Here is a 26,268-nt window from a genome sequence, read left to right as displayed (position 1 = left end):
CGTTTTTTTACATCAAACATCTTATTTTGATTATTCGTTTAGCAAGAATTCCATCAATGCCTTTTGCGCATGTAGGCGATTTTCAGCTTCATCCCAAACCACAGAATTTTTATGATCTAGCATATGTTCAGAGATTTCTTCGCCACGATGCGCGGGTAAACAATGCATAAATAAGCAATCTGGATGTGCTATATCCATGAGTTTTTCATTGACTTGAAAGTTTGCAAAAGCCTGTTCGCGTAGCTTTTGTTCTTCTTCTTGTCCCATACTTGCCCAAACATCGGTCACAATCAAATCTGCATTGACGGCTGCATCTTCTGCATTGTCAAAAACTTCAACACAATGTGCAAATTCAGACAAAAATTCAGGTTTTGGTTCATAGCCTTTAGGTGAAGCAATTTTCAGTTTAAAGCCCATCATATGTGCAGCTTCAATATATGAATTACACATATTATTACCATCACCAATCCATGCCACAGTTTTACCTTCAATACTGCCACGATGTTCTTGATAGGTTTGTAGATCAGCTAAAAGCTGACAAGGATGGTGATCATCGGTTAAGCCATTAATCACGGGCACTTTAGAGTACGAAGCAAATTGTTCAACAATTTCATGCCCAAAAGTACGGATCATGACAATATCAAGCATGCTTGAAATAACACGGGCAGAATCTTCAATCGGTTCACCGCGACCTAATTGGGTATCACGTGGTGAAAGAAAAATTGCACTGCCACCAAATTGATTAATTCCAGCCTCAAAAGAAATACGGGTACGTGTACTTGATTTCTCAAAAATCATTCCTAGAACTTTACCAACAAAAGGCTGAAATATCTGTTTCTCATGCTGTAAGCGTTTTAGTTCACTTGCACGAGCTAAAATGCGTTGAAGTTCTGAAGAAGATAAGTCACGTAAAGTTAAGAAATGCCGTAGAGCCATGGTTACTCCACAATAATTGTTGTTAAACAACAATTAGTTGCTGATAAATGAACGAAAAAAGAATCGAATACTATACTACACGTGATTGAAAATGCAAAGAAATTAGCTGATTCTATGACCGTTTAAAAAAACATCAACGCAATATTCGATATGATCCAAAATTTCCTGATCATCAATTTTCATGGGAACGCCCATCGTCACTTTCCATTCAATATTACGTAAAATACCAAAATACATAATTGCAGAATGAAGCGGTTGCGAACAGTTGATTTTGCCTTGTTGAGTCGCTTGTGCCAAAGCACAAGCTATTGTTTTTTGAACGTATTCAGGGCCTCTTTCATGAAGATACAAAGCCAACTCTGGATCACTTTGCGAGCGTTCAATGACAAGACGCATAAAGGCTGCATTTTCTACACAGGTAATTTTCTGATAAAACCCAATTAAAGTCTGGATGAGATAACTTCTCAAATCCTCATGACTATTAAACGCCACACATATATTTTTAAAAAAAAGTTCACGTCTGTAGTCACAAATGGCCTTAAAAAGACCTTCTTTACTACCAAAATATTTATAAATAGACGCTTTTGAAACACCTGCATGATGGACAATATCATCCAGAGATACCGCATCGTAACCACGTTCCAAAAAAAGCTCCGTTGCACTGAGCAAAAGTGCCAAACGTCGTTCGTGACCTCGTTTGGTTTGTGGAAGTTCGCAACAGGCATTTGGAATCATAAGGAAGTTAGTTCTCTACATAATAAATTGAATATTTAAGACATCAAATATTCAAAAAAACAGTATAGCAAAAAAACTCAATGCTGACTGTAAAGACGGTTTACAGTGCAGTGAGAGACTCTATCTATATGGTTTCAAATATGAATAAATCAACGATATTGTGATGATCATCAGCTCATAATCTATAAATGGTATTCATCTTCAGTTTTCAAGAGCGCTTTTCACAAAAGAGAGCATGCAGAGTCAACGTGCCATGGAGTTGTTTATTAAAAGTCTATATTTCTAAACGCACAATTCAGGTAAGGATGATTGATAAAAAGAATTAAACAATAGGTGCTTTTAAAATTTGACAAAAATGTAGCGTAATTTTATAGGCGATGAAATTGCTCCAGAGATGTCAGTGATGTTGGTTTTTGTGTTGAAATGCTCATTGATGTTGCATTTTTTTAAATTTGTGCACAATTGAGACGTATTTTTTTAAGATGATTTAAATAAACTGTTTAAAAAAAAGACACTTAAGCTAAAAACAACCATAACTAAAACTAAAGTATAACAAAAAAGGAATTTTTTAACCTTTTCATTTTTTTTCAAAAGCGTATAAAAAGAGCTATTATCAATCGATAATAAGTAATAATTAAAAGTTGGCTTGATAATTGCAACTAGGAAAAACAGGCTCATCCTTTAGTATCGTTGAATAATACAAATAGATACCAAAGGAGGAGAACTTATAATCAAGGAGTTTTTATGAAACATTCAGCAACCTCATTACTTGTATCAGCACTTATGGTTTTTACAGTCGGAGGAGCAACACAGGTTCAGGCTGCCGATACTTTGGCAAAAATTCAAAAAAGTGGAAAAATTGTGATTGGACATCGTGAATCTTCCGATCCAATTTCTTATGTTGTTGGCGGTAAACCAGTCGGTTATGCAGTAGATATTTGTAATAACTTTGCCAATGAAATCAAGAAAGATCTTAAGATGCCAAATCTTAAAGTAGAGTATAAGGCGGTTACTTCATCTACCCGTATTCCTGAACTTTTATCAGGCAATATTGATATGGAATGTGGAACGACGACTAACTCGAAACAACGTCAAGAGCAGGTTGGTTTTTCGACTAACTATTATGCAACAGAAGTGCGAATGGCGGTTAAAGCTAATTCAGGCATTAAGAGTCTTGCTGATTTAAACGGTAAAGCAGTGGTAACGACTCAGGGTACAACCTCTGATAAATACATCAAAATGAATGAGCGTGGTCAAAAAATTAATGTGCAAAACATTTATGGTAAAGATCATGCGGACTCCTTTGCAATGATGGCTTCTGGCCGTGCAGCAGCATTTGTCATGGATGATAATATTCTTGCAGGACTTATTGCCAAGTCTTCGAATCCAAAAGAGTTTGCCATTGTAGGGCCAGTTCTATCTTCTGAACCTTATGGCATCATGATTGCAAAAGATGATCCAAAATTTAAGGCGGTGGCCGATCGTACCGTAAAAGGAATGTGGAAATCTGGTCAGATGGATGCTTTGTATAAAAAATGGTTCCAATCTGCGATTCCTCCTAAAAATACCAATCTGAACATGCCACAAAGTCAGTCGTTCAAAAAATTAAAAGCGAATCCTACAGATGCAGGTATTTAGCACTGACTTTTAACTCTAAATAAGGGTAGGTTAATTGTTGGCTCATGTAGTGAATTTAGCTGCATGAGCTGTGCTTTTTTGAACTTTAATAAAAGGGGCAGCTATGTCAGTTGGCTCATTAAACTGGACTGCATTTTGTGCTGAATCGAATGAATATGGACTGGATAAAGCTGCGTGGGCTGAGTCTGTCTGTAAAGCATTAGGTAGCGCAAGTTATTCTCCTTACGCCGATGCACCTACATGGCTTCAAATGTTAGGTTCAGGCGTATTTACCATGGTTTGGACATCATTTGCTGCATTTTTGATTGCATTTTTCTTGGGCTCATTACTCGGCATTATTCGAACTTTACCTAATAAGCCTTTAGCATTTATTGGGAATTGCTATGTTGAGATTTTTCGTAATATTCCTTTAATCGTACAGCTTTTCTTCTGGGCTTTTGTATTTCCTGAGTTTTTACCAGATAGTTTGAGTTCAGGCAGTGGAGATATCGTTGCGGGAGGTTGGTGGAAAAATATTTTAAACACGCATCCTGCTGTTATTGGTGTTTTTGCGTTGGGACTTTATACGGCCGCGCGAGTTTCTGAACATGTTCGTGCAGGTATTAGCACAGTCTCACGTGGTCAAAAATATGCGGCGTCTGCGCTGGGTTTTACCACAGGACAAAGCTATCGCTATGTAGTTTTACCTGTTGCATATCGTATCGTTTGGCCAACAATTACATCTGAAGCCATGAATGTATTTAAGAACTCAGCGGTGCTGTATGCCTTAAGTGTATTGAACTTCTTTGCTTATACCAAAACCATGCGTGAAGAGACTTCTCAGGATATTGTGATTCTCATTTTATCTACACCTGTTTATCTCATCATTACCTATGGCATTAAATTTGTGATGGCATGGATTGAAAAAAGAATGGCTGTGCCTGGTTTAGGTTCAGGAGGGAAGTAATATGGACTTTAGTTTATTACAAAATCCTGATGTGATTCATGCATTAAAAGAAGGTTTTATTTTTACCCTGACGGTGACAGTCCTATCGATGATTGGCGGCATCCTGATTGGTACACCTTTGGCAATGATGCGTTTATCCAATAACTTTGTGGCACGTAATTTTGCCAAGTTTTATGTGGATGTTTTTCGTGGCATTCCACTGATTCAGGTCATTTTTATCTTCTATTTTCTGTTGCCAAAAGTGTTTGCCTTCCAATCAGATACCTACTGGGGCCCACTTTTTTCCAGTGTGGTAACGTTTGCGATTTTTGAAGCTGCATTCTTTTCAGAAATTGTGCGTTCGGGTATCCAGTCTGTCTCTAAAGGTCAGGTGAATGCAGGTTATGCATTGGGTTTTACCTACGGTCAATCCATGAAATATGTGGTGTTACCACAGGCTTTTCGCAATATGTTACCTGTACTTTTGACACAAACGATTATTTTATTTCAGGATATTTCACTGGTTTATGTCATCAGCGCACCTGACTTTTTAGGTCGTGCCGATACACTGGCGAATACCTATGGGCCTGAAACTAAAGCAACTTTTTATTTTATTGTAGCACTGGTTTATTTCTGTAGTTCGTTCTTGCTTTCGCAACTCGTGAAACGATTACAGCAGAAAATTGCCATCATTCGCTAATTGGAGATTTTAAATGCCAATGATAGACATCCAACATATCTCTAAATGGTATGGTGATTTTCAGGTTTTAACAGATTGCACTACCAGTATTGAAAAAGGTGAAGTGGTTGTGGTTTGTGGGCCTTCAGGTTCTGGAAAATCGACATTGATTAAAACAGTTAATGCATTGGAACCGATTCAGGAAGGTAATATTTTGGTAGATGGCGTGTCATTACGCGATCCTAAAACTAATCTTGCCAAATTTCGTTCCAAAGTCGGAATGGTCTTCCAGCATTTTGAACTCTTTCCCCACATGACAGTGCTTGAGAATTTAACTGTGGCTCAAGTTAAGGTGCTCAAGCGTTCATCCGTTGAAGCACGTGAAAAGGGAATCAAGTATCTGGAACGGGTCGGTTTACTGGCTCACAAAGACAAATTTCCAGGACAGTTGTCTGGTGGTCAGCAGCAACGTGTCGCGATTGCGCGTGGTCTTTCGATGGATCCGATTTGTATGTTGTTTGATGAGCCTACATCTGCGCTTGACCCTGAGATGGTCGGTGAAGTTTTAGAAGTCATGATGCAGCTTGCAAACGAAGGCATGACTATGATGTGTGTAACGCATGAAATGGGCTTTGCCAAACGTGTATCGAATCGCGTCATTTTTATGGATGAAGGTAAAATTCTGGAAGATTGTGCGACTAGCGAATTTTTCGGTAATTTACATGCACGTCATGATCGTGCCAAATTATTTTTAGACAAGATCCAGATGATGCATTAAGTCTATGTAGTTGAAAGGAGAGCCGAGATATCGGCTCTTTTTTATTGCTTAAATATAAAGATTTGTAATAAAAAACCACAGAATATATCTGTGGTTTTCTAAATCGCAAAAAACCTAGAAGTTATATTTAGCCATCAAGTTTAGACGTGAATAATCACCATCGTCTGATTTATTTGGATCAAGCTGTTCAAAAATCTTACGTTGACCATAGGTATATTCCACACCCAAATCAATCGCTTTGGTTGGACTATAGAATGAATTGACGATGATGTTATACAACGTTTTATTCAAGCCATCACGGGTTGCTGCCGTAGTTGCTGCACGTGAAGCAAAATCAGCGTAGCCATTGTCGTCTTTATACCAAATACCGCCCGCAGCAATCGTTGATCTCAGTTTTGGACTCCATGTACGTGAATATCCAATCAGGCCAGAGTTAAACTCACTTTCTGAAATATTCAAGCTACCATCAGTATTGCTTGAAGCAACATAAGCAGGGTTGCCATAAAGTAAATAACGGTTATCACCCTTAACATGATAGTAGTTAGCAAATACGGTATCTACATCGGTAATTTTATATTTTGCGCCTAAACCAATCCCCCAGCCCAGTTTCTCTTCGTCGTTACTGTCATTGCTTGAGATACGATTTTCATGCAAAAGTGCATGTGCTTGAACTAAGAATTTATTATCAGCCGTTTTAAAATCATAACGTGCAGTGAATGCAGGAAAACGGTTACCACCACTTGAGGTGACACCATTTGCATTCACTGTGGTATTGCCTGTGGTAATGTTATCCACATCACCGCCTTCTAATGCCAGTAACAGTTTTTGATTGGCATCAATTGGCTGAGTATAACGAACCTGAACGGTACGTGTTGATCCATAGCCCATTGGGCCATTGAAGTCGACTGTTTCAGGTGCGGTATCAACGTTTACAAATGGAGAAGTGGTTTGACCTGCCAACCATTTTCCAACATTAACATAGGCATGACGAACACGTAATGATCCCGTTCCGTTTGTGCCAGACGAGCCCATAAAGTCGGCTTCAATTTTACCAGTAATCTCACCAATATCACTTGGACGAGAGAAATCCAATCCAAAACGAGTCGTTGCCGCAGTCACATTCAGTGCATCTTCGGTCGCATTGGCAGAGTTTAAAGGAACTTTGTTGGTTGGGTTATTGATATTGGTGGTATCCGCATTGGTACCTTTAAAGTCATAAGTCGCATCTGCACGGACGCTACCATAAAGTTTAACCTGAGTTTGACCATCTGGTAGAGTGAACCAACCTGGTTTTGTATTAGCAGGCGCAGGTGCGGCAGGAGCTTGTGCCACGACCACCGCAGGTGCAGAAGCCACAACCACTGGACGTGCTTTTTGCTCTGCCACGATTTGTTTCTGAGTTGCCGCCTGTTGTTGAATTAATGCGCGAAGTTCTGCGACTTCTGCACGTAATTGTTGAATTTCTTGTTGTTCACTTGCTGCTGCAAATGTTGGAAGTGAGATTGTAGAGAGTCCTAATGTACTCATACAGAGTACTAATTTATTAAGTTTGATCACGATAACTCCAAGGATAATAGTAAAAGCTGAAATCAAAAAAAGCTTCGTGTTCTTACTAACAAGAATAATGCCAATAATTAAGACAGACTAATGAGTCTTTTGTGTTTGGTTGAAAAACATCCAAAAAAATAGTCAATATGAAGAAAAAGAATTAAACAAGATAACTATATGTAATCTTTGAAAACTCTAAATTTTTTATTCAGAATAATCGATATTAAAAAGTCCTAAAATAAATCATGCATGTTCCAATTTATTGCAATTATCTAAATATTCCTTTAGAAGTCGATCGCTCTTTCTCTCTTGGTTTTTAAAGTAAATTTTATTAATTATAGGCGGTAAGCTGATATTTATAATCAATTAATTATCATAATTTGGAAATAAATTACATAAAATTTATTTTTAATGAAAAATAATTTAGATTTAGCTTGGTTTTTTCTTATTTTAGGGAAATAATCTCGTACAGATATTGGTACTTTATAGATCAGGGTGTGATGGGGATTGAGAAGAGTGGTCTGCGGATTGGGAGATACGCAGATCTAGCCCAAAAGGTCTCGACTCAGCTTTGACAGGATTGACCACAAGTTAATTGCAAGATGAATTCACTTATCGGTGAAAGAGTCGTCACAAGTAAACAGATGTTTTCCCTTGACCCTGTAAAAATTCAAGCATTATAAAAGTTCCAATACACTCAAATATCACGATTAAGCTTGTGGAGTAACGATGGAACTCGATCGTTTTGACAAACAAATTCTTGAAATATTAACCCATGAAGATGTCAATCTAAATGAACTTTCTGAGCGGATCAGTCTTTCAGTCAGTTCGGTACATCGACGTATCAAGCATTTAATAGAAACCAATATCATGAGTAGTCTAAAGCGTGATATTAATTTTGCGAAGCTTGGGTTTACTTTGCATATCTTGCTACAAGTTTCTTTAAGTAAACATGACACCGAAACCTTTGATAAATTTTTAACTGAAATTGAAGATATTCCAGAAGTTACCAATGCATTTTTGGTAACAGGGCAGAGTGCTGATTTTATTTTAGAATTGGTTGCCCGAAATATGGATGATTATAGTGATATTTTGCTGCGTAGAATTGGAAAAATTGACAATGTCGTGGCACTTCATTCAAGTTTCGTGATTAAGGAATATAATGTATTTAACTGCTATAAGCTTTTAAATAAAGTATAAAAAAACGCGCATCAAGCGCGTTCTTTTTAGGTCATATTAAGCATCAAGTTGTGCTAATACATCGTCTGAAAATTCAACATTGGTATAGACGTTTTGAACATCATCCAGATCTTCAAGCATATCAATCATTTTCAAGATCTGTTTTGCTTGCTCGATATCCGTAATTTCTGCTTTGGTCGATGGACTCATTACTACTTCGGCATTGTCAGATTTTAAACCTGCTGCTGTCAATGCATCTTGCACATCACCAAAGCTTTCAGGCGAAGTAATGACTAAAATACCGTCTTCTTCAATTTCAATATCATCTGCACCAGCTTCGAGTGCCACTTCCATGATTTTGTCTTCTAACGACACATCTTCAAAGCTGATTTCACCACGCTTGGTAAATAGATAAGACACTGAACCATTCGTGCCTAAGTTTCCATTGGTTTTGCTAAAGCAATGGCGAACATCAGGTACAGTACGATTCAGGTTATCCGTCATGGTTTCAACTAAAACTGCAACACCGCCGACGCCATATCCTTCATAGGTGACTTCGTTGAGATCATCATTATCTTCACCGCCAGCACCGCGCTGAATCGCACGATTAATGGCATCGCGGGTCATATTTACCGACAATGCTTTTTCAACTACAGCACGTAAACGCGGGTTACTTGCTGCCTCAGCGCCACCCAATTTTGCTGCGGTGACAATTTCACGAATATATTTGGTAAAAACTTTAGCACGGCTGGCATCTTGTTTTGCTTTACGATGCTTGGTGTTTGCCCATTTGGAATGACCTGCCATGTTGCAATATGCTCCTTAAGGATGGGGGAGAGTACCCGATCAAATTGTGCAGATTCTACCATAAGCCTATTTTTAGGAGGAAGAGGTTGGCTTTTGAAAAATCAACAAACGTTATTGTTTCGATTCTGGAATACATACATCTAACCCAACTTTTTCTTTATAAAGTCGTTGGATGGTTTGCAAATCCTGATTGAGATCGGAAGGATAAATTTTGCCTAAAATGCCACCTTGTTTGGTTTTCGCATTGGCATACATCATCACGATTGGAACATTGGCTGCTTTTGCAATATGCCAAAAACCTGTACGAATAGGTTTACGTGCTTCGCCATTTTTTGCACGGGTTCCTTCTGGAGCAATCACCAGATTGAAGCTTTCATGCGTTTCAAATAACTCAACCATTTGTGAGACGATATCTTTACTGGCTTTACGATCAACGGGAATCCCTCCTATTTTTTCTAATAGGGGTTTCAACGGCCCTTTAAAAAGCTCTTTTTTAATCAGCGTATGAATTTTAATATCCAAAATCTCAAACAGTGCCAGTGATAGTACGGCATCCATATTAGAGGTGTGCTCAAAGCCAATAAGCACTTGTTTGTTTTCCAAAATATTGGGTTCGATGTGATATGACCAGCCAGAAAGTTTGAAAATAGACTTAGCAAGTTGCTTTTTCATGATGAACATCCTCTAAAGATCGGCATAGTTTAGGCAGCTTTAATGAAAAAACAAGAAGTAAAAAGATATTTTTATACGCTTGTATAAAATTTTAGGAAAACTAAGGCGTAAGTTTAAGTAAGGATCCGTGACATTAGGTGAGTTATTTTCTCATTGAAATGTGGAAATAGAAGCTAAACTATTCTTGTTTAAAAAAAAGACAAAAAAAAATTATATTTTTGATCTTACATAAGATTAAATAATCTTACATACCGAATTATTGTAAACCATAACTTATGGTCTAGCATGAATGGACATCTTAGGTTTGAGCTTAATTTTAAATGGCTAAGTTCTAAATGACTAAGGTGATTTAAAAAGGAAAAAGAGGAACATTGTTATGTCTAATCAACGTCAACAAGGTCAGTCACAAGATCAACAGTCGAATCCGTCTAAGCAACCTCAGCATAACCAACAGTCTGACAAACAACGTCAGCAAGAACAGCAAAACCCAAATCAGCAAAAAGACCAGCAAAAGCAATCTAATCAACAGCAACGTTAGAATATCCTAATTCATATTCTATGGTTACAAGGAAAAATGGCGCATATATGCGCCTTTTTTAATCGTTAAAAAAAAATAAATAAGGTGTATGTAGCACCTTAAAATATAAAGTCGAAATAATAAAATCTGAATAATTAGAACGTTGAATTCAAGACTTTAATATTTAAATTTCACCGTAAAATTAATTTGTCGAGGGTTTCCAAGCGTAACCATATTGCTATTGAGCAATCCTGCATAATAATCTTTATCAAATAAATTTTTGATAGACAGTTGCGCTCCCCAATATACTGCTTCATAACCAGTTTCTGCATCGTAAAGTATATACGATGGAATGTGTACATCCAGACCACTATATGACTTTGAGCTTTCACCACGAATAGCGCCACCTAGATACCAACCTAAATCATTTGCGGTCAGGTAATAGCGAGAGGACAGGCTATAGGTATTCTGCGGAACATTATTCAGACTTAAGCCAATATTACTCAGAACGGTATCTTTTGTAATTTTAGCATCAAAAAGATGGCTATAACTTGCGGATAGTTTCAAACGATCTAATAAATAAGCATTAATTTCCGCTTCTATACCACGTGTTTGCTGTTCACCATTTAAAACATAAGCGCCTGAATTATTAGGATCTATCGTGGCGACATTTTGGCGACGTAAATCGTATAGGGCAATACTGCCCTGAATACGTTGATCCAGACTTTGTAACTTTAGACCGAACTCAAGCTGCTTTCCTGTTTCTGGGGCAAGAATATTACCTGATACATCCGTTCGAGTATTGGGTAAAAATGAAGTGGCATAGCTGGCATATGGAGCAATCATGTCGTTTATGTTATAGAGCAAACCAGCATTACCCGTAAATTTTTGATCAGAATTCGGGATTTGCTCTAATTTATTGGCAATACCATTTTTAGAGACATTTTGAGTAGAAGCTTGAGCCCAGTCTTGACGACCCGCCAAAGTTAAAATGATTTTATCAGTAAGGTTGATGCGATCCCGCATATACAAGCCTGTATAACGTAAACGATTAATATCTTGAGTACTATTGTTCTTGACATAGCTTACGGTCTGGCTATAAATAGGTTGATATATATTAAGATTACCCGTGGTATATCGATCATTGACATAATCATCTTTGGTCTGCATGGCATCTATACCAATATTCAGATGATGAACCATGTTTAATAAATTAAAACTGCGTTGAATACTATTATCAATCGAATAGGTGGTAATATCGTGAGTTTGATAACGACCATTATTGCTACGATTTAACGTTGTATAGGCAGGCGTGTTTGCCGCCCAAAATGAGGAGCCTGTTTGAGTAAAAACAACTCGGCCAGTCGATTGTAATTTTTGGATAGCGGCATTTTGAGTAAACTTCCAGCCATTATCAAAATTGTAGTTATACGTCCATCCGGTACGATAAACATCTCCCTCATAACCTCCAAATTCGGGTTCACCAATATATAAATCACGGTCGATTGGGCCATTTGGATTATATTTTAATGTTCCAATGACAGGGATGCCTTGTTGACGCATATATTTGCGATGCTGATAGCTTGCGATCACCGATAAATCAGCTTTATCTCCTAAATCAAAGTGATATGAAGGGGAGATATAGAAATTTTTAAAATAGACGTAATCCGTTGGATCATCCTGATCGGCAATACGACCTGTCAGACGAAAAGCACCTTTTTCTGTTTGATTTGGCGCATAGTTCATGTCAAAATTTGCTTGTTTGAAATCATAACTTCCGTAAGTTAATGAAGTATGAGCAAAAGTTTGTGCTTGCGGACGCTTAGTGACTAAATTCACCATACCGCCGGGTTGTACCAAACCAAAATTTACAGAGGCAGGACCTTTAATAATTTGAATCTGATCCATGCCCGAAAGTTCCACAGCGACACCTTCAGATGTGGATTGACTTTGTTTTAGACCATCAATAAAAATTTGATCAGATGAGTTTTGACCTCGAATAAAGAAATCATCCCAACCGCGGCGACCAAGATAACCTGCGCTCACACCTGCGACACCATTGATTGCATCAGCAAGAGTCGTCGCCTGTTTTTGATCTAATTGCTCACGTGTGATTACGCTTACAGATTGTGCAGTCTCAAAAAATGGAGTATCTGACTTTAAGGCCGAATTCGCATGAGTCGCTACAGTTTGAGCATCTTTTGCATTTGCTTTTAAAGAAATAATCGGGAGTACATTTGAGTGAGCGTCATCTACAGGCGTATTATTTGTCGTTGCCATTAATGATGTTGATAGCCCAGAAAATAAAATGAATGAGATCGCTGAACTGAGAGCATGTTTGCGCATTTAAATGGTTCAAAAAGATTAGTTAAGAGTGATTCTTATTATCTGTATTTATCAAGCGTATTCAAGTACGTATCTTATTGATTATTCTTGTTTTTGTTGAAAAATAAAATTTAGTTCTGATGTTATATTTTATTAAATCAACAAGATAAAATTTTTGTGGTAGCTATTTTTAATATATTGATAAACTAAATTAACAATGATCAGCATATAGATTTTATAAATATTCACCGATGTATAGCATTTCTATATGAAAAACCAAAGCACGACCTATCAAATAAAATGCTGACGTGCTTTGGCGTAGCCAATGACGAAGTCTATATTTTAGTTAAACTGAGATCATTCAATAAGCTTTTCTGTCAAAGATCACTTAAAATATCAGCCATATCATCGGCATGTTCTTCTTCCTGAGCTAAAATATCTTCCAAAATACGGCGTGTAGTTGGATCTTTATCGCCAATATATTGAATGATTTCACGGTAAGAGTCGATTGCAATACGTTCAGCAACCAGATCTTCAGTCACCATTTCTTTAAGAGTTTTACCTTCCACGTATTCGGCATGTGAACGTTCTTCCAAACCTCTTGGATTAAAGTTGGGTTCACCACCGAGCTGTACAATTCGCTCTGCCAGATTGTCCGCATGTGTGGCTTCCTGATTTGCATGCTCTAAAAACTCAGAAGCAGCAACCGAGGCTTTGACGCCTTGAGCCATAAAATAATGGCGTTTATAGCGTAAAACGCAAATCAGTTCAGTTGCGAGTGCTTCATTGAGTAATTTCAGAATTTCTTCGCGATCTGCTGAATAACCTTCTGTTACAGCACCTTCTTCAACATGTTGACGTGCTCTTTGACGTAAAGTAGCAATATCTGTAAATTCTACATTTGACATGGGTTTGTTCCTCAACTTTTTGAATTTAATATATATAAATATATTTTGATGGGATAAATTAGGGTGTATTTATTTAAAAGCTCAATCAGAAATTCTGTATTTCATTATTTCTTTTTACATTCTTATAGAAGATCGAATAAATAAATAGCAGAATATAGCTGCATATTTGTAAAAAAACGAAACACAAGTACTTGATAATAATTATTATTTTATTTATCGATTGGGATGATGAGTGAATGTAAATATCATATGTTTATAAGGCTATCGCATGGTTCTAGTTGAATCTTTAATGATCAAAAAATCAGTATCTTAACTTTACTATAATGATCCATATCGGATAGAATCACTCGGGTAAAATCTAGGTGCTTTATAGTTTTATAAATTAAAAAGCACTTGTATTTAATGATCAACTTAGATAATATCTGATTCGCTTAAAATCATTGATTATTCAATATTTTACATTATTTGGGCCTATAGCTCAGTCGGTTAGAGCAGTGGACTCATAATCCATTGGTCCCGTGTTCAAGTCACGGTGGGCCCACCATATATCGAACCCTCTAAACCATGAGTTTAGAGGGTTTTTCAATGGAAAAAATAAGAAAAACAGTTTAGACCAACGGTCTATTTGATGGTCCATTAGTTCAAAAATCCGATGGTCCAAATTGGTTCCATTACTTTAGTCAATTTGTTGTAATCGAAACTTTTGAAGATAAACTATTAATATTAACTATGTACTTGAAAAGATAGTAAATATGTAGCATTCTTCCACTTTTAAAACATTTAAGTTGATTAAAAAATGGCACGATATGTTGTGACTGGAAAAGTTCTTCCTGAAAATTTACAATTTGGAGTTGATTACAAATGCCGTAAAATTAGAAAATCCTCAGGAAAGTTATTATATAAAATAACGAAGGATGACAGTGGCTTATCATTATATATTGAAAATATTGTTGCAAAAAAGCGTAAAAGTTCTTATGTGAATGTAGTAGGTACAGTTGCAAATAGCTTTAACTTAACGGATGTTTTGGCGATTTTACAACTAAATAGTATTGCTGACACTGTAGCAGAATTATTACCATTTCTTGGTGATAGAAATAATGCTGGATTTGTTACAGCAGTTTTGGTTGATTTAGGGCTAGTAAAAATAATTTGATATGAATTTGTTTCTGGTCTTCAGATAACAAAGAAGGGTCTACTAAGTATTTCACCTTCTAATCCATGGGTTTAGAGCTTTTTAGTATGTAAAATAAGTCAAAGGCTTAGGACCAACAGGCTATTTGATGATCCATCAGATTCAAAATCTGATAGACCATTTGATTGTTAAGCTTCTTCTAAATCTGACATTTGAGCTGGTTCATTTGCTAATTGTATAGCCTGTTCTATAATAGTTTCAGTTGCCAATAATGCTGTATCAGGTGTGTATCCATATTTTTTAGTAGCCGATTCACCATTACACTTAACTTTGCACGAACTGCTTCTTTAATTTTCCAATCTAAGGTTACATTTTGGCGAATAGTTTCAGTAATTACCGCAACGGGATCTTAAAGTATATCTTTATGCATGTGTTCTTTTGGACTTTCATTTCAGCTACTGCAGATTAAAAAAGAATATTCGTACTCAGATAAATATTTCAGTAGCGAAATGATATGATTGTGGGAATCGTGGGAAAACAGGACTTGACCCTTTCGTTCTAAAGGTAAAGGTCGAGGACTTTTTTAATTCTCTTTAGAGAATTGTCTATATCAAAAAGTTTTTTTTTAGTATGATGATGTACTAGATAGTGGGTTCATATATATATTTACAGTATCTTTTAATGGATAAATTCCAATGTATGTAAATTTGACATCTGAATCTAAGAAATTATTTATTATCAATAAATAAGTGGAATATAAAAAATTGTAAGGTGCTACATGGTAAGTATTGATGTTGGCGAAGAAAAATTAAAGTCATTGATAAAAGAAGTTAGAGAAGATATCCAGACAATTGTAAGTGAAGAAGATGCAAAAGTTAAAATTATTAATAGAATTTTCCATGAATGCTTAGGTTGGTCATTTACCCAGTTCTCTTGTGAAAATAACCATGAAAATGGGTTTTCGGATTATATATTAAAAATAAATGGTGAGCCGTCTTTAGTTGTTGAAGCTAAACGTATAGGAATTTTGGGGGTAGAGTCTGCAATAACAGATAAATACCGAACTTTAAAAATCTCAGGTTCAGTTTTAAAACCGTCAACTGAAGGTATAAAACAAGCTCATTCATATGCCAGTGAAGCAGGGATTCCTATTACAGTACTAACTGATGGTATTACTTGGATAATATTCAAAACATGGGTCAAGGGGGGGTATAGAGAAAAGGAAGCATTCGTTTTTTCATCATTAGAAGCTATAGAAAATTCATTTAGTGTTTTTTATGAGCTTCTCTCATATGAGCATTTTAATAATAAGACTTATAATACACTTTTTGACCAAGTGCATAATAATCGTGAGCAATTAACTTTACCTTTAGTGGCTGCTCTTGAAACACATGAAATTAATATCCTTCAAAAATCTCCAATTTCATTTGATCTGGAAAAAATCTTTAATGGTTTTTTTACCCAATTAATTGGTGATGAAAACTCAGAAATAATGAAAGAATGCTTTGTTGAGTCAAATGAAAGTCAAATTGCTGATTATTCTTTGGAAAAAATTACTCAGAGTGTTTTAAATAATTTACCTCAAGATCAGAGTCATTTAGAAAGTGAATTAAGTAGTTTAATTCAAGGTAATGTAGAAGCTCAAATACCTGCAGATTCAGATTTATCTGTTTTTATTGTAGGCCCTACTGGTTCAGGTAAAACTACCTATATAGATAGATTCTTTTCTAAGATACTTCCAAAAAGTACACGTGAAGAATGTTTGACTATTAATATTAATTGTTTGGATGCTTCAGGTGATGAAGTTAATGTAATTAGTTGGATGAGAGAAAGTATTATATCTGCATTAGAACAAAAACTTTTTATAGAGAATTTTCCAGTTTATAACGACTTAAAAGGTATGTATTTTTCTGATTATAGAAGAATGTCTTCAGGGTATTTGAAGAAGATATATGAGAATGATAAAAGTTTATTTGATGAGAAATTTGCAAGCTTTTTAGAAAAAGAAGTCCAAGAAAATAGGGAGGGTTATTTAGAAAAACTACTGCATTTTTCGATTCATAACCGTAGGAAACTACCTATAGTTATTGTAGATAATACAGATGAATTTACGTTGGAATTTAAGATTCAAGTATTCCAATTGTGTAATGCTTACAGACGTAAAGTAAAGCTATGCATGTTAATGTTTCCAGTTACTGATAAGTCAGCATGGAGCTTTTCAAAAACAGATATTTTCACAATACATCAATCTAGATCTTTCTTTCTTCCAACTCCAGCTCCAAGAGAAGTGTTTAGAAAGCGAATTGAATATCTTAATAAAAAATTAATAAAAGCAGATATTAGTGAACGTAAAGAATACTTATCTAGTAAGGGAATCCGTATAGCATTAAATGATATTTCTAATTTTGCTAAAGTACTTGAAGATGTATTTGTAGAAAATAATTTTACTGCTAAAACCTTAGGAGAGCTTACGAACTACAATATTCGTTCCATTATGAATCTTTCAAAAAGAATTATAACTTCTCCTGTAATGAAAATTGAAGATCTTATTACGAGCTTTGTAACAACTGAACCTATTAATTATACAAAATTTATAGATGCTTTACTTAGGGGGGATTATGAAGCTTATAAGTCAAGCACAGGAGAGGATTTTGGTGTAATTTCAACTTTCAAAGTTAATTCAACTAGATCACATTCTCCATTACTGAATTTAAGAATATTAGCTTTACTGAGAGTTAAAAAATTTAATGGACGAGATGTTGAGGAACGTCATTTAACTGTCCAATCATTTACTAATTATTTCGAAGCATTAGGAGTCGATTCTATTGATATTGAACTCTGTTTGAAAGATTTGGTTATGATGAGGTTAGTTGAACCATATGATCCTTCAACAAGTGTTTTAAGTGATTCGCAGAAGTTGGCAATTACTTATAAAGGGCTAGCACATTATGAATTATCAACAAAAAACCCTGTTTATTTCTATCAAATGGCAATAACCACAGGTATAAGTGATCCAGAAGTTGCATCTGATATTCGTAGTTATTATAAATCTGATAAGTTTTTCTCTGATAAAACATCTTATATTCGTAGGAAGTTTGCCGAATATTTAATTTACGAAGATAAAAAATATCTTGTAGAAGTGCATGATAAAGATCAATTTGAATGCCAAAGGGAATTAACTAAAGACATAATATCTTTTAGTATAGATAGAAATAGTTGTAGGCCTATTCAGGATAATTATTCTAATTTTATTGGTAAAAGATTAGTAGGGAGAGTTAGGAACTATGATCAAGAAAAAGATTATGGTGTTATTTCTATACCAGAAATTAATGATGAGTTTTCTTTAAAATTTAGTAGATTGGATTCTAACCAAGTTGATTGTGTTTATAGTGGTGATGACATTTATTGCAGTATAGGTAGAAGTGATCGAGGATTGCATATAAAAACTATTGATGGATTTGTTGATAGTATTAATAACCTACAAGTAGAGAAGTGTTCGATAAAAATATATAAACCAGAACGAGGATATGGTTTTGCTTTTATTGGTACAACTTCAAATGAAGCTTTTTTTCATAAAACAGCATTTCCTAGCAATTTTTATGATTACTTAACAAATGGTCTAGATTTTGAGGCAGAGATAAGATTGAATGATAATGGGAAATATCAAGTAAGGCGTTGTTTAGCCCTTACTCAAGCTCATGAATAATTCTGATTTATTTTTAAATATTAAAAAGTTGGCGTTTATAATTTCATTGCTATATATGAATGTAATGATACGTTGATTAGGGTATTTCTATGGTCTAGAAAAGTATGTACTATATCTGCTTCTGGAAACTAACCTTGACTATCGACTGATTTTCTATTGCGTTCATTCAAATGAATTACTGATGTATTTGAGGAAAATCAAACCAAGTAAGACATATTTATATTTAGCAGCATCAATATTCTTTCTAAGCCTATCCGCTGACTTCCAAAGTACAACCTCAATTGGTTCTTGTTTTATTTGCTTTGGAGTATGAGCCATAATGTTTGTGAATTCTAATAAATCATCATTTTATTGAATAATTATAATAGACGGTCTAGTCAAAATGCTACAAGTTGCTGAATTATCAAGATATTAACTGTCGCTATTTATAGCTTGATTGATAAAGCAGATAAGCCATACGTCTAGTTGGGAATCTTTATAGTGGGAGTTTGAAGGGGGTAAAAAATCTGTAGAGAAAAAATAGGTGAAAGCATTACTCTATAAGGGGTAAAGACCAAAAAACAGGGGGAGTTTTCTTATATAATAATTCATATAACTAACAAGTTCCCCCCTTTATGTTTATGCTCAGACAGGCTTTAGCTGGTATTAGCAAAGATGAATACAGTCGAATGGATATGATGTACAACAAAAAGAGTAAGTCAAGGTTTATGAGTACTCATCGATATTGGATTAATCCGAAATGAAAAAATAGCTCGGCTACATATTATTTTCATGATCTTTATAACTAGGAATGATCATGAAGATAATTTATTTGGTACCAAGCAACGTCCCAGTTTCCCATAATCTTTGTTCGCTACAGCCCTATATTTTGAGCTTTGCCCTTATTGGGAGCGACTCAGAATGACCCAAATTTTGCAGCAATGGCTCAAAAAAGAAAGAAAATCTAAAGGAATTTCGAAACTAGAATTATCCAATAAGCTGAACAAACCTAGCTCATATGTCAATGATATTGAGCAGGGTGAATATGTATTGGATATTATTGAGTACCTATATTATTGCCATGCACTAGGGAGTGATCCTAAGCAAGGAATCAAGTACATCAGCGATGAGCTAGAAAATCAGCGTAAGTGATTCTGTTATTGTACGAACTGATTGTATTTTCTACAGTATAGATTTTGGAGGGGGAGTAAAAAATCTAGAATACAAAAATGTGTAAAATCCTTGCTAGACAAGGGTTAGTGACCAAAAATTAGGGGGAGTTTTCTTATATAATAATTCATATAATATCAATTTCACCCCCTACAGTTGATCATTTTCATTTTTCTAGCAAAGCGAAATAAATCTAACTTTGGTTTACATATTATTCGAGTGAATTGCTAAGTAAATATTGTATTCAGCAATAATATTCATAAACGTGAACAGGAGTACAGATGAAATACTCGCATCATTTAGAACGTGTCGCAGATGCAATTGCACTCATCCCTACAGAGAAAGCACAAACTTTGGCAAAGGCACTTTACACGTGTAATAACTCAGAACGAGATATTCTTGAGAAGCTAATTGCTATAGGTCGTATCCTGATCTGATCCAATCTCATTCACCTCAGAATTGATCCCGATATACGAAAAGTATATCGGGTTTTTTTATGCTCGCATTCATATTAGGAGAAAGCTTATGTAACAGACCAATTAGCATGAAAATATCTAGATTGTCGTGGATGATTGATAAGCTCAACAATACTGAACACTTAGGTGGAAGGTATGAAGTTATTTTCATTTGGAATTTCATTCTGAATTAATTCCACTCCAATCTGGGGATCAATACCCAAAGTATGGCAATACCATACATATTCTACGACATCTAAACGACGTTCACCTTGTTCGACTTTTTGGATAAACGAATGAGGTTTGTCCATGCGTTCTGCTAGAGCACGCATAGAAAGATTCTTAGCTTCACGTTCTTGTTTCAACCAACTTCGCAAAGCAAGCATTTCATTGGTATAGATACTATTTGTCATTGTACCTATTTAAGATACATTGACCTTTGTACCCAAAATAGGTACATTATGTGCGTATCTCTATCATCATTTAATTCAAATATTTATAAGTCAGGTATATATGGAAGGAAAAATCCTTGGAATTGATACTGTCCAAAATAAAGCAGTGATCATCACAAAAAATAGTGAGCGTATTACATTTGATCTATACGAATGGCGGGGCGCTATTCCAATAAAAGAGGGCTTAGAAATTGATTATGAGCTTAATGATTCGAGTCAAGCAATTAATGTTTATCCTTCTCTAGCAGCTACCACGGTAGTTCAGAATAAGGAAAAATCAAAAGTTGCATTGATACTCTTAACTTTAGTTGGAGGGGGCTTAGGCGCGCATAAATTCTATGTCGGGTCGTGGGGATGGGGAATTGTATATCTTTTGCTTTGTGTACTCTATATCCCACTTATCTTAAGCTTTATCGAATTTATTCGGTATTGCTTCCTGTCTGAGCAAGAAATCAATGAAAAAGTTCGAAAGCTTAAGGGACCATTTTCATGGCTTTGGTAACTTAGCTTCTTACTGATTCGAAATATCTATGTCCCGATGTACGCAAAGTACATCGGGATTTTTCATATCTAAATTTTGGAGATAAATATGCAACCACGTGTACCCGATAAAATTAATCATACCCTAGTCAATACGCTAATTTGCCCAAAGCTATCAGAACGAGCCAAAGGGAACTTACACTATCAAATATGGCAAAATAATGATGATGCATCTTTGGGAATAGCGATTAGCAAAAATGAATCATCAGGTGGATTTAGCGCAGAATTAGTTAAAATAGAAGATATTCTTCAGACAGTTTATGCATTACGAAAAAGTGGAAAAGCTTTTCATGCAACCGCATTGAAAGATCTATTCATCGGTAAGTCAGCAAATAACCCATGTTTTCTAGCTGCAATTCTCGTTGATCAGAAAGTCGTTCATCCTCATCCTAATACACAACGGTTATTAGAGGTCAGTGATGATGCTGAATTTTGGCTAAAAAGGATCAATGAAGCATCATCTGTAACACTATCCAAAGTATTAGTCGATGATGACAAAAAGGCAATCGATACAAAAACTATTACTGATAAGCCGAAACAAGGACGCTCAGAAACACCGAAAAAGGAGGAATAGCGAAATGAATATTGTCAAAAGTAAGCAAGATTTAGCATTTGTAATGAATCCAGCTTTACATTTAGCAATATCTAATACGATTGATCGAATCGAAATAGATTATCAGGAAGAATATCAAGCCACCCAACATGGGTGGTTTGTTGTTTTAGAGCATAGCCATGAACTTAGCGTACCTATTGCAGGTTTACCATTCTCAATTCTGGACAAACTAAATGCTAGTGAAATTGAGTACATTGAGAAATGCCCACATGCTTTTGAAGTGTATATCACCCTTAACGATACTGAAGGGGTATTGATCTACATTCCTTATCAAATCTATTCAAGTTTGGGTATAAATAATCCGTAATGATGCCTTAGCGAACCCCAATCAGCAAAGTAGTGGAGAAGATAATCGAATAAGCCTCTGAGTTATGCCTCTCTAGTTGTTAAACAGCATCCTATAAATCTAAACACCAGCTTTAAACCGTAAGATGAACCGTAAAACTTTTTGGATTTTACGGGAATTCTAATTTGGACTTGTAAGGAAAGGGCTAATGCATACGTCAAATAGGAAGAAGCAGGGTCTTGTAGTCCTTAGCTTAAAATAAAAAGCTTGTCAACCACTAAATAGTGGTGATTAAAATATAATCAGTCAATCTAAAAAAATGGATTTTTTACAAAAAAAATTTATGTATTTAATCAATGTGTTATGAAACACCAAATTTTCGTATTGTCAAATAATTTTAAAAAAGGGGAATTTATAAGTCATTGAATTATATTTGGATTTATTTTTGTATCAAAAATGTAAAAAATAGGTCCTAAAGAGCTAATCTTTACATCGAACTCACGATCCTGCACCATATTTTCAACTTATTCAGTTAGGAAAAATTTTTTGCCTCTTTGGATTTTGAGCTTAAAGACTATTTAAATTCAGAAGCCAACAACAGTCATCAATGAAATACTCGTTGATCTATTCTTCCCTATTTTGACTCATTTTTTGAATTATGGCCTTTAACGGTCAGGGGGATTTGTTTGCCTAATTTTTGGAGAAATTTATGAATGCAAAACTAAAATTGGATGAGGCACTTGTGATGAATATCATTTGTCCTCAATCTAAACGTGAGTTAGAAATAACGGATCATCTAGTCAAAGGACTCAAACTTGTAGTTACTCGTTTGGGTAGAAAGACTTGGTTATTTCGTTATGTGTCTAACGGCACTAAACGTGCAATGAAACTGGGGAATTATCCAGAATTACGTTTAGCAGATGCAAGAGTGATTGCTGCATCAAAGAATGATTTACTGACGATTGGAAAAGACCCACAGCATGAACGTGATGTGCAAAAAGCGATGCCGACAGTAACTGAGTTTTTCACGAACACATACTATCCACATGCGCAGAAGCGTAAACGTTCGCACAGTGATGATTTATCGCGTTTTAACAACCATCTACGTAATGTGATTGGACATATTCCATTAAATCAAGTCGAAGCAGCTCATGTCATGCAAATTCTTGATCACGCAAAAGATTCGGATCTATCACATGCAACTATTAATCGTATTCGTGCATTATTTTCCGTCATGTATAGCTATGCGATTGATCTTGGTTTGGTTGAAAGGAATCCTGTATTGCGTGTTAAGAAATATAAAGAGGTTAATCAAATCGAACGTTTCTTAACTGAGCAAGAACTACCTAGGCTGATGCAAGTACTCAATACACCTGCTCAATACGGAATTGACAACCTAGTGATTGTGGCAATTGTAAAGGTTTTACTACTAACAGGTATGCGTAAACGGGAAGTTATGGATATGAAGTGGGTCGACGTTGATTTGTCATCTGGTCACTGGAAGCTTGAAAATAACAAATCAGGCAAACCTCGCTTGATACGTTTAGCAAGTGAGAGTTTGACGGAGATAAGAAAAATGTTACCACGTCAAAGTGAGTACATTTTTGCTAATCCGCAAACAGGATTGCCATTTAATGATATTCGTAAATGTTACGACAAAATCATGACAGCAGCAGGAATAACAAATATGCGTATCCATGATTTGAGACACAACTTCGCAAGTATGGCTGTTAATAAGGGACTAAGTCTTTATGTCGTACAGCATTTACTAGGTCATGCCTCCCCACAAACTACCCAACGTTATGCTCACTTGAATGGTGAAGTTATGTTGGATGCCTACCAACAAGTTGCAGAAGTTGTAAATCAAGCTTCAGTTTCAGCTTAACACCTAAACCTAATTACCAACTTTAATTTTAGTGGGTATGAAAAATCATACCCTTAGGAACTCTTATGCCAAATTTTGCAAATACTATGACATTTAACCTAGATGACGGCCAGATGATTGCTGATCTTTTGACGTCAATTGAAGTTGGCACAACTTTGCTTAAAGCTTCTACAGGTACAGGAAAATCTACATTTGTAATGGAAACTCTTATGCCACAGCAGCGCGTTGTGATGTTGTGTCCAAAAGTGTCTCAGGTTCAACAGCTTGAGCAGAATTACAAAGATCAGGGGGCTGTTTTTTGTTATGGGAAGCTTAAAGTGTCTGACGAGGAATTATCGAGAAATAATATTGTGGCTACATATGATCAGTTAGCTAACATAAAAGCGTATATCCAATCAGATACTATTTTGGTGGTTGATGAAGTGCATCAGCTTTATTGTGCAGGTGGCTATAGAGGCAAGGCATTGAATGAAATATTAGAATTTATACGAAAGAAACATGTAAGCAAGGTGTTATTGGTGAGTGCAACGCTTACTATGGAACTTTTGGATAAATTGCCACTTTCACTTGATCATATTTATCAGTTTATACAAGTAAAACCAGTTCAACGTCAGATCTTTTTACAAGAGTATGCTCATCAACATGATCTTAACTGCCTCAACTTTATCATTAACAGAGTTAACTTGATGAAGTCTACGGATTCTGAAAAGATCATCTTTGTTCGAATTAACGATAAAAGGAAAGCAGAAGAATATCGCTTCTTTTTGGATAAACAGGGTATTTCTACACTTGTTGTAAACAGGGAAAGACAAGGTAATGAGGCTATTGTTGATATGGTTAACTCAAGCAAGTTGTCAATGGAATATAGCGTAATTTTGACAACTTCTGTTTGGGATGAAGCCATAAACTTCATGAATACTGATGATGAGATTGATAGTATTCATATATTGGGTGGTAATACACATGTAGATGAAATTACTCAATTTATAGGCAGAACACGTCATGCAAATCCACCAATTTACATTCATTTAGATCAAGAAATTGATAGTTCTATAATTGGTGATGTAGTGGCATTTCATCAGCAATGTGTAAATATGGTTAATTTAGAATGTACAGCCAATATTGCAATTTTAGAGCATTTTCAAGCTGCTTCACAGCTTATGAAGCAAAAACAATCGCTCAAAGGGCATAAGGTTGTAGAGACTATAAATAAGGCTCTCAAAGATTTGATAAAAATAGAAGGTCTTGGAAGCATTGATGATGAAATTATTATCAATCATGCGGTTGTCGCAGCTAAAGCATTCTCAATAGATACTCAGAATCTATATTCTGATATTGGATATTTTGAATATCGATTAGCTCAAGCTAACCCCAATGCATTTATTTCTCAAACAGTGAGCAACGCACCCATTGATGGTGAGTTGGAGACAGCTTACGCTGAAGCTAAGCAAAAGTTGCAAGAACTGAAAGAAAATAAAGTTTCAGGAGTTGCTAAACAATTTCTCAAGGATACGAGTCAAGTACATGGCGTTACTTTTCATGGTTGGCAAGTATTACAAACACCACAAATCAATCCCTATTTGAAAGATGAGTGTAGCATCGAATCTTTTTTGTATAATGAAATGGCTAAGATCTCAAGCTATGTCACTAATATGCATGATATTCTTGCAATATTACGATTAGATCACTATTGCCAAGTGAAAAAGGTGGGTGAAGCGTATCAAAATAACCGCATCATTAAAGTAATTATGGATCACATTGCTGAGCATATATTTAGAAACGATCAAGCATCTAAGTCATATGGTGTAAAAGCCTTGGAAAAGATGATTAATCTAGGACTAAGAAAGCTTGATAAAGATGCGGCTACCAAGTTTGCTTTGGGAATCAAAAGTACTAAATATTTTGAGTTAGACCAGACGAATAAGATCGTTCTTAAGTCTAAGCAAGCCGTAAATTTTATTAATAAATACTGCCATGTTACGATCAAAAACGATAAAAAAGCTTATGAAAAAAAGGTCGTAACTTTTGTGGCGTTAGGTTGGCAGGGATATGAATATATCGGTCTTTCCTATATTGATCCAAACAAACCACAATGTATTGAATTAAATGGTGACAGAATAGATGCTCGATCTGGTCAGTTACTTGGTGGCATATTGGAGTTGACGCAAACTATGGCAGCATGAAAATAAGTTAGACCGTAGTCAAGTGATGAAAAATCAGTCTACGGTCAGTTCTATACACGAAGAGTCAGAAAAAGGAGTCATGGTCAGTTACGGTCTATAAAAAACATATTGTTATCTACGGTTTATAGTTACGGTCTTCTGGTCTGGTTACGGTAAATCTTCGGTTTTACGGTAGATGTAAAATAATAAGGCTTTATTTCTCATATATTTACATTTACTG

At 35.5% G+C, this 26,268-nt stretch carries 24 protein-coding genes, 1 tRNA gene and 1 pseudogene; 16 read left to right on the top strand and 10 right to left on the bottom strand.

Features of this window, described 5'->3' with window-relative positions; all coding sequences use genetic code 11:
* Positions 1-30: 30 nt before the first annotated feature.
* A complete protein-coding gene (gene argF / locus F944_RS08235; protein ID WP_004989252.1) occupies positions 31-936 on the bottom strand; it encodes an ornithine carbamoyltransferase in 906 nt (301 codons plus the stop codon).
* 102 nt (positions 937-1,038) lie between these two features.
* Positions 1,039-1,671 carry a TetR/AcrR family transcriptional regulator gene (locus F944_RS08230; protein ID WP_004989249.1) on the bottom strand — a complete coding sequence of 211 codons (633 nt, stop codon included), beginning with the start codon at positions 1,669-1,671 and terminating at the stop codon, positions 1,039-1,041.
* A gap of 744 nt (positions 1,672-2,415) precedes the next feature.
* Between F944_RS08230 and F944_RS08225 the strand changes: the two genes are divergently transcribed.
* The 4 genes from F944_RS08225 to F944_RS08210 all read left to right on the top strand — a co-directional run bounded on the left by F944_RS08225 (position 2,416) and on the right by F944_RS08210 (position 5,691).
* The gene (locus F944_RS08225; protein ID WP_004989248.1) at positions 2,416-3,309 is read left to right on the top strand and encodes an amino acid ABC transporter substrate-binding protein; all 894 of its coding nucleotides are present in this window, start codon (positions 2,416-2,418) and stop codon (positions 3,307-3,309) included.
* Between the two features lie 103 nt (positions 3,310-3,412).
* Positions 3,413-4,255 carry an amino acid ABC transporter permease gene (locus F944_RS08220; RefSeq protein ID WP_004989247.1) on the top strand — a complete coding sequence of 281 codons (843 nt, stop codon included), beginning with the start codon at positions 3,413-3,415 and terminating at the stop codon, positions 4,253-4,255.
* Position 4,256: 1 nt separating this feature from the next.
* The gene (locus tag F944_RS08215; RefSeq protein WP_004989246.1) at positions 4,257-4,934 is read left to right on the top strand and encodes an amino acid ABC transporter permease; all 678 of its coding nucleotides are present in this window, start codon (positions 4,257-4,259) and stop codon (positions 4,932-4,934) included.
* 13 nt (positions 4,935-4,947) lie between these two features.
* A complete protein-coding gene (locus tag F944_RS08210; RefSeq protein ID WP_004989245.1) occupies positions 4,948-5,691 on the top strand; it encodes an amino acid ABC transporter ATP-binding protein in 744 nt (247 codons plus the stop codon).
* Between the two features lie 114 nt (positions 5,692-5,805).
* Here F944_RS08210 and F944_RS08205 read toward each other — a convergent pair whose 3' ends face one another.
* Entirely contained in the window at positions 5,806-7,248 is a 1,443-nt protein-coding gene (locus F944_RS08205) for a DcaP family trimeric outer membrane transporter (protein WP_004989243.1), read from the bottom strand.
* Between the two features lie 720 nt (positions 7,249-7,968).
* On the opposite strand from F944_RS08205, the gene F944_RS08200 reads away from it, so the two are divergent.
* Positions 7,969-8,439, top strand: coding sequence for an Lrp/AsnC family transcriptional regulator (locus F944_RS08200; RefSeq protein ID WP_004989241.1), 471 nt, complete (start codon positions 7,969-7,971; stop codon positions 8,437-8,439).
* A 36-nt stretch (positions 8,440-8,475) separates the two neighbouring features.
* Here the strand turns inward: F944_RS08200 and F944_RS08195 are convergent, their stop codons facing one another.
* Entirely contained in the window at positions 8,476-9,225 is a 750-nt protein-coding gene (locus F944_RS08195; protein ID WP_004989240.1) for a YebC/PmpR family DNA-binding transcriptional regulator, read from the bottom strand.
* Between the two features lie 111 nt (positions 9,226-9,336).
* Positions 9,337-9,897, bottom strand: coding sequence for a 1-acyl-sn-glycerol-3-phosphate acyltransferase (locus tag F944_RS08190; RefSeq protein WP_004989238.1), 561 nt, complete (start codon positions 9,895-9,897; stop codon positions 9,337-9,339).
* Positions 9,898-10,273: 376 nt separating this feature from the next.
* Here F944_RS08190 and F944_RS17085 point away from each other — a divergent pair, with 376 nt between their 5' ends.
* Positions 10,274-10,435, top strand: coding sequence for a hypothetical protein (locus F944_RS17085; protein WP_004989236.1), 162 nt, complete (start codon positions 10,274-10,276; stop codon positions 10,433-10,435).
* Positions 10,436-10,591: 156 nt separating this feature from the next.
* Here the strand turns inward: F944_RS17085 and F944_RS08185 are convergent, their stop codons facing one another.
* Positions 10,592-12,760 carry a TonB-dependent siderophore receptor gene (locus F944_RS08185; RefSeq protein WP_004989235.1) on the bottom strand — a complete coding sequence of 723 codons (2,169 nt, stop codon included), beginning with the start codon at positions 12,758-12,760 and terminating at the stop codon, positions 10,592-10,594.
* A gap of 356 nt (positions 12,761-13,116) precedes the next feature.
* On the bottom strand, positions 13,117-13,647 hold the full coding sequence (locus F944_RS08180; protein ID WP_004989233.1) for a ferritin-like domain-containing protein: 531 nt from the start codon (positions 13,645-13,647) through the stop codon (positions 13,117-13,119).
* A 467-nt stretch (positions 13,648-14,114) separates the two neighbouring features.
* On the opposite strand from F944_RS08180, the gene F944_RS08175 reads away from it, so the two are divergent.
* Both F944_RS08175 and F944_RS08170 read left to right on the top strand, forming a co-directional pair.
* A tRNA-Ile gene (locus tag F944_RS08175) sits at positions 14,115-14,191 on the top strand.
* Between the two features lie 252 nt (positions 14,192-14,443).
* Positions 14,444-14,800: a hypothetical protein gene (locus tag F944_RS08170; protein WP_004989231.1), complete on the top strand. Its 357-nt coding sequence runs from the start codon at positions 14,444-14,446 to the stop codon at positions 14,798-14,800.
* A gap of 226 nt (positions 14,801-15,026) precedes the next feature.
* On the opposite strand, the gene F944_RS17280 is transcribed toward F944_RS08170, so the two are convergent.
* Positions 15,027-15,131 carry a hypothetical protein gene (locus F944_RS17280; RefSeq protein ID WP_244489480.1) on the bottom strand — a complete coding sequence of 35 codons (105 nt, stop codon included), beginning with the start codon at positions 15,129-15,131 and terminating at the stop codon, positions 15,027-15,029.
* Between the two features lie 426 nt (positions 15,132-15,557).
* Between F944_RS17280 and F944_RS08165 the strand changes: the two genes are divergently transcribed.
* On the top strand, positions 15,558-18,485 hold the full coding sequence (locus tag F944_RS08165) for a type I restriction endonuclease (protein WP_004989229.1): 2,928 nt from the start codon (positions 15,558-15,560) through the stop codon (positions 18,483-18,485).
* A 165-nt stretch (positions 18,486-18,650) separates the two neighbouring features.
* On the opposite strand, the pseudogene F944_RS16760 reads toward F944_RS08165, so the two are convergent.
* A pseudogene (locus F944_RS16760) lies at positions 18,651-18,803 on the bottom strand (type I restriction-modification system subunit M N-terminal domain-containing protein); the annotation flags it as partial.
* A 582-nt stretch (positions 18,804-19,385) separates the two neighbouring features.
* Here F944_RS16760 and F944_RS08160 point away from each other — a divergent pair.
* Both F944_RS08160 and F944_RS16970 read left to right on the top strand, forming a co-directional pair.
* On the top strand, positions 19,386-19,616 hold the full coding sequence (locus tag F944_RS08160) for a helix-turn-helix transcriptional regulator (RefSeq protein ID WP_004989227.1): 231 nt from the start codon (positions 19,386-19,388) through the stop codon (positions 19,614-19,616).
* Between the two features lie 299 nt (positions 19,617-19,915).
* Positions 19,916-20,071, top strand: a complete 156-nt coding sequence (locus tag F944_RS16970) for a hypothetical protein (RefSeq protein ID WP_004989226.1) — start codon at positions 19,916-19,918, stop codon at positions 20,069-20,071.
* A 161-nt stretch (positions 20,072-20,232) separates the two neighbouring features.
* On the opposite strand, the gene F944_RS08155 is transcribed toward F944_RS16970, so the two are convergent.
* A complete protein-coding gene (locus F944_RS08155; protein WP_004989220.1) occupies positions 20,233-20,502 on the bottom strand; it encodes a helix-turn-helix domain-containing protein in 270 nt (89 codons plus the stop codon).
* Between the two features lie 100 nt (positions 20,503-20,602).
* On the opposite strand from F944_RS08155, the gene F944_RS08150 reads away from it, so the two are divergent.
* The 5 genes from F944_RS08150 (at position 20,603) to F944_RS08130 (ending at position 26,048) form a co-directional block, all read left to right on the top strand.
* The gene (locus tag F944_RS08150; protein ID WP_004989216.1) at positions 20,603-21,043 is read left to right on the top strand and encodes a TM2 domain-containing protein; all 441 of its coding nucleotides are present in this window, start codon (positions 20,603-20,605) and stop codon (positions 21,041-21,043) included.
* A gap of 87 nt (positions 21,044-21,130) precedes the next feature.
* Complete coding sequence (locus F944_RS08145; RefSeq protein ID WP_004989212.1) at positions 21,131-21,655, top strand: hypothetical protein; 525 nt, start codon at positions 21,131-21,133, stop codon at positions 21,653-21,655.
* Between the two features lie 4 nt (positions 21,656-21,659).
* Entirely contained in the window at positions 21,660-22,001 is a 342-nt protein-coding gene (locus F944_RS08140) for a hypothetical protein (RefSeq protein WP_004989210.1), read from the top strand.
* Positions 22,002-22,689: 688 nt separating this feature from the next.
* Positions 22,690-23,865 (top strand): site-specific integrase, encoded by a 1,176-nt coding sequence (locus F944_RS08135; RefSeq protein ID WP_004989208.1) that lies wholly within the window; start codon positions 22,690-22,692, stop codon positions 23,863-23,865.
* Between the two features lie 65 nt (positions 23,866-23,930).
* The gene (locus F944_RS08130; RefSeq protein WP_004989207.1) at positions 23,931-26,048 is read left to right on the top strand and encodes a DEAD/DEAH box helicase; all 2,118 of its coding nucleotides are present in this window, start codon (positions 23,931-23,933) and stop codon (positions 26,046-26,048) included.
* Positions 26,049-26,268: the final 220 nt, after the last annotated feature.

Source organism: Acinetobacter ursingii DSM 16037 = CIP 107286, from assembly GCF_000368825.1.
In the GTDB taxonomy this organism is placed as follows: domain Bacteria; phylum Pseudomonadota; class Gammaproteobacteria; order Pseudomonadales; family Moraxellaceae; genus Acinetobacter; species Acinetobacter ursingii.
The sequence above is the reverse complement of the archived record's forward strand: the minus strand, read 5'-3'. Positions and strand labels throughout refer to the sequence as shown.

Bases quoted from the DNA above. Each gene is read 5' to 3' on its own strand.
- argF (WP_004989252.1), bottom strand. From the start codon at position 936: ATGGCTCTACGGCATTTCTTAACTTTACGTGACTTATCTTCTTCAGAA.
- F944_RS08230 (WP_004989249.1), bottom strand. From the start codon at position 1,671: ATGATTCCAAATGCCTGTTGCGAACTTCCACAAACCAAACGAGGTCAC.
- F944_RS08225 (WP_004989248.1), top strand. From the start codon at position 2,416: ATGAAACATTCAGCAACCTCATTACTTGTATCAGCACTTATGGTTTTT.
- F944_RS08220 (WP_004989247.1), top strand. From the start codon at position 3,413: ATGTCAGTTGGCTCATTAAACTGGACTGCATTTTGTGCTGAATCGAAT.
- F944_RS08215 (WP_004989246.1), top strand. From the start codon at position 4,257: ATGGACTTTAGTTTATTACAAAATCCTGATGTGATTCATGCATTAAAA.
- F944_RS08210 (WP_004989245.1), top strand. From the start codon at position 4,948: ATGCCAATGATAGACATCCAACATATCTCTAAATGGTATGGTGATTTT.
- F944_RS08200 (WP_004989241.1), top strand. From the start codon at position 7,969: ATGGAACTCGATCGTTTTGACAAACAAATTCTTGAAATATTAACCCAT.
- F944_RS08195 (WP_004989240.1), bottom strand. From the start codon at position 9,225: ATGGCAGGTCATTCCAAATGGGCAAACACCAAGCATCGTAAAGCAAAA.
- F944_RS08190 (WP_004989238.1), bottom strand. From the start codon at position 9,897: ATGAAAAAGCAACTTGCTAAGTCTATTTTCAAACTTTCTGGCTGGTCA.
- F944_RS17085 (WP_004989236.1), top strand. From the start codon at position 10,274: ATGTCTAATCAACGTCAACAAGGTCAGTCACAAGATCAACAGTCGAAT.
- F944_RS08185 (WP_004989235.1), bottom strand. From the start codon at position 12,760: ATGCGCAAACATGCTCTCAGTTCAGCGATCTCATTCATTTTATTTTCT.
- F944_RS08180 (WP_004989233.1), bottom strand. From the start codon at position 13,647: ATGTCAAATGTAGAATTTACAGATATTGCTACTTTACGTCAAAGAGCA.
- F944_RS08170 (WP_004989231.1), top strand. From the start codon at position 14,444: ATGGCACGATATGTTGTGACTGGAAAAGTTCTTCCTGAAAATTTACAA.
- F944_RS08165 (WP_004989229.1), top strand. From the start codon at position 15,558: ATGGTAAGTATTGATGTTGGCGAAGAAAAATTAAAGTCATTGATAAAA.
- F944_RS08160 (WP_004989227.1), top strand. From the start codon at position 19,386: ATGACCCAAATTTTGCAGCAATGGCTCAAAAAAGAAAGAAAATCTAAA.
- F944_RS16970 (WP_004989226.1), top strand. From the start codon at position 19,916: ATGAAATACTCGCATCATTTAGAACGTGTCGCAGATGCAATTGCACTC.
- F944_RS08155 (WP_004989220.1), bottom strand. From the start codon at position 20,502: ATGACAAATAGTATCTATACCAATGAAATGCTTGCTTTGCGAAGTTGG.
- F944_RS08150 (WP_004989216.1), top strand. From the start codon at position 20,603: ATGGAAGGAAAAATCCTTGGAATTGATACTGTCCAAAATAAAGCAGTG.
- F944_RS08145 (WP_004989212.1), top strand. From the start codon at position 21,131: ATGCAACCACGTGTACCCGATAAAATTAATCATACCCTAGTCAATACG.
- F944_RS08140 (WP_004989210.1), top strand. From the start codon at position 21,660: ATGAATATTGTCAAAAGTAAGCAAGATTTAGCATTTGTAATGAATCCA.
- F944_RS08135 (WP_004989208.1), top strand. From the start codon at position 22,690: ATGAATGCAAAACTAAAATTGGATGAGGCACTTGTGATGAATATCATT.
- F944_RS08130 (WP_004989207.1), top strand. From the start codon at position 23,931: ATGCCAAATTTTGCAAATACTATGACATTTAACCTAGATGACGGCCAG.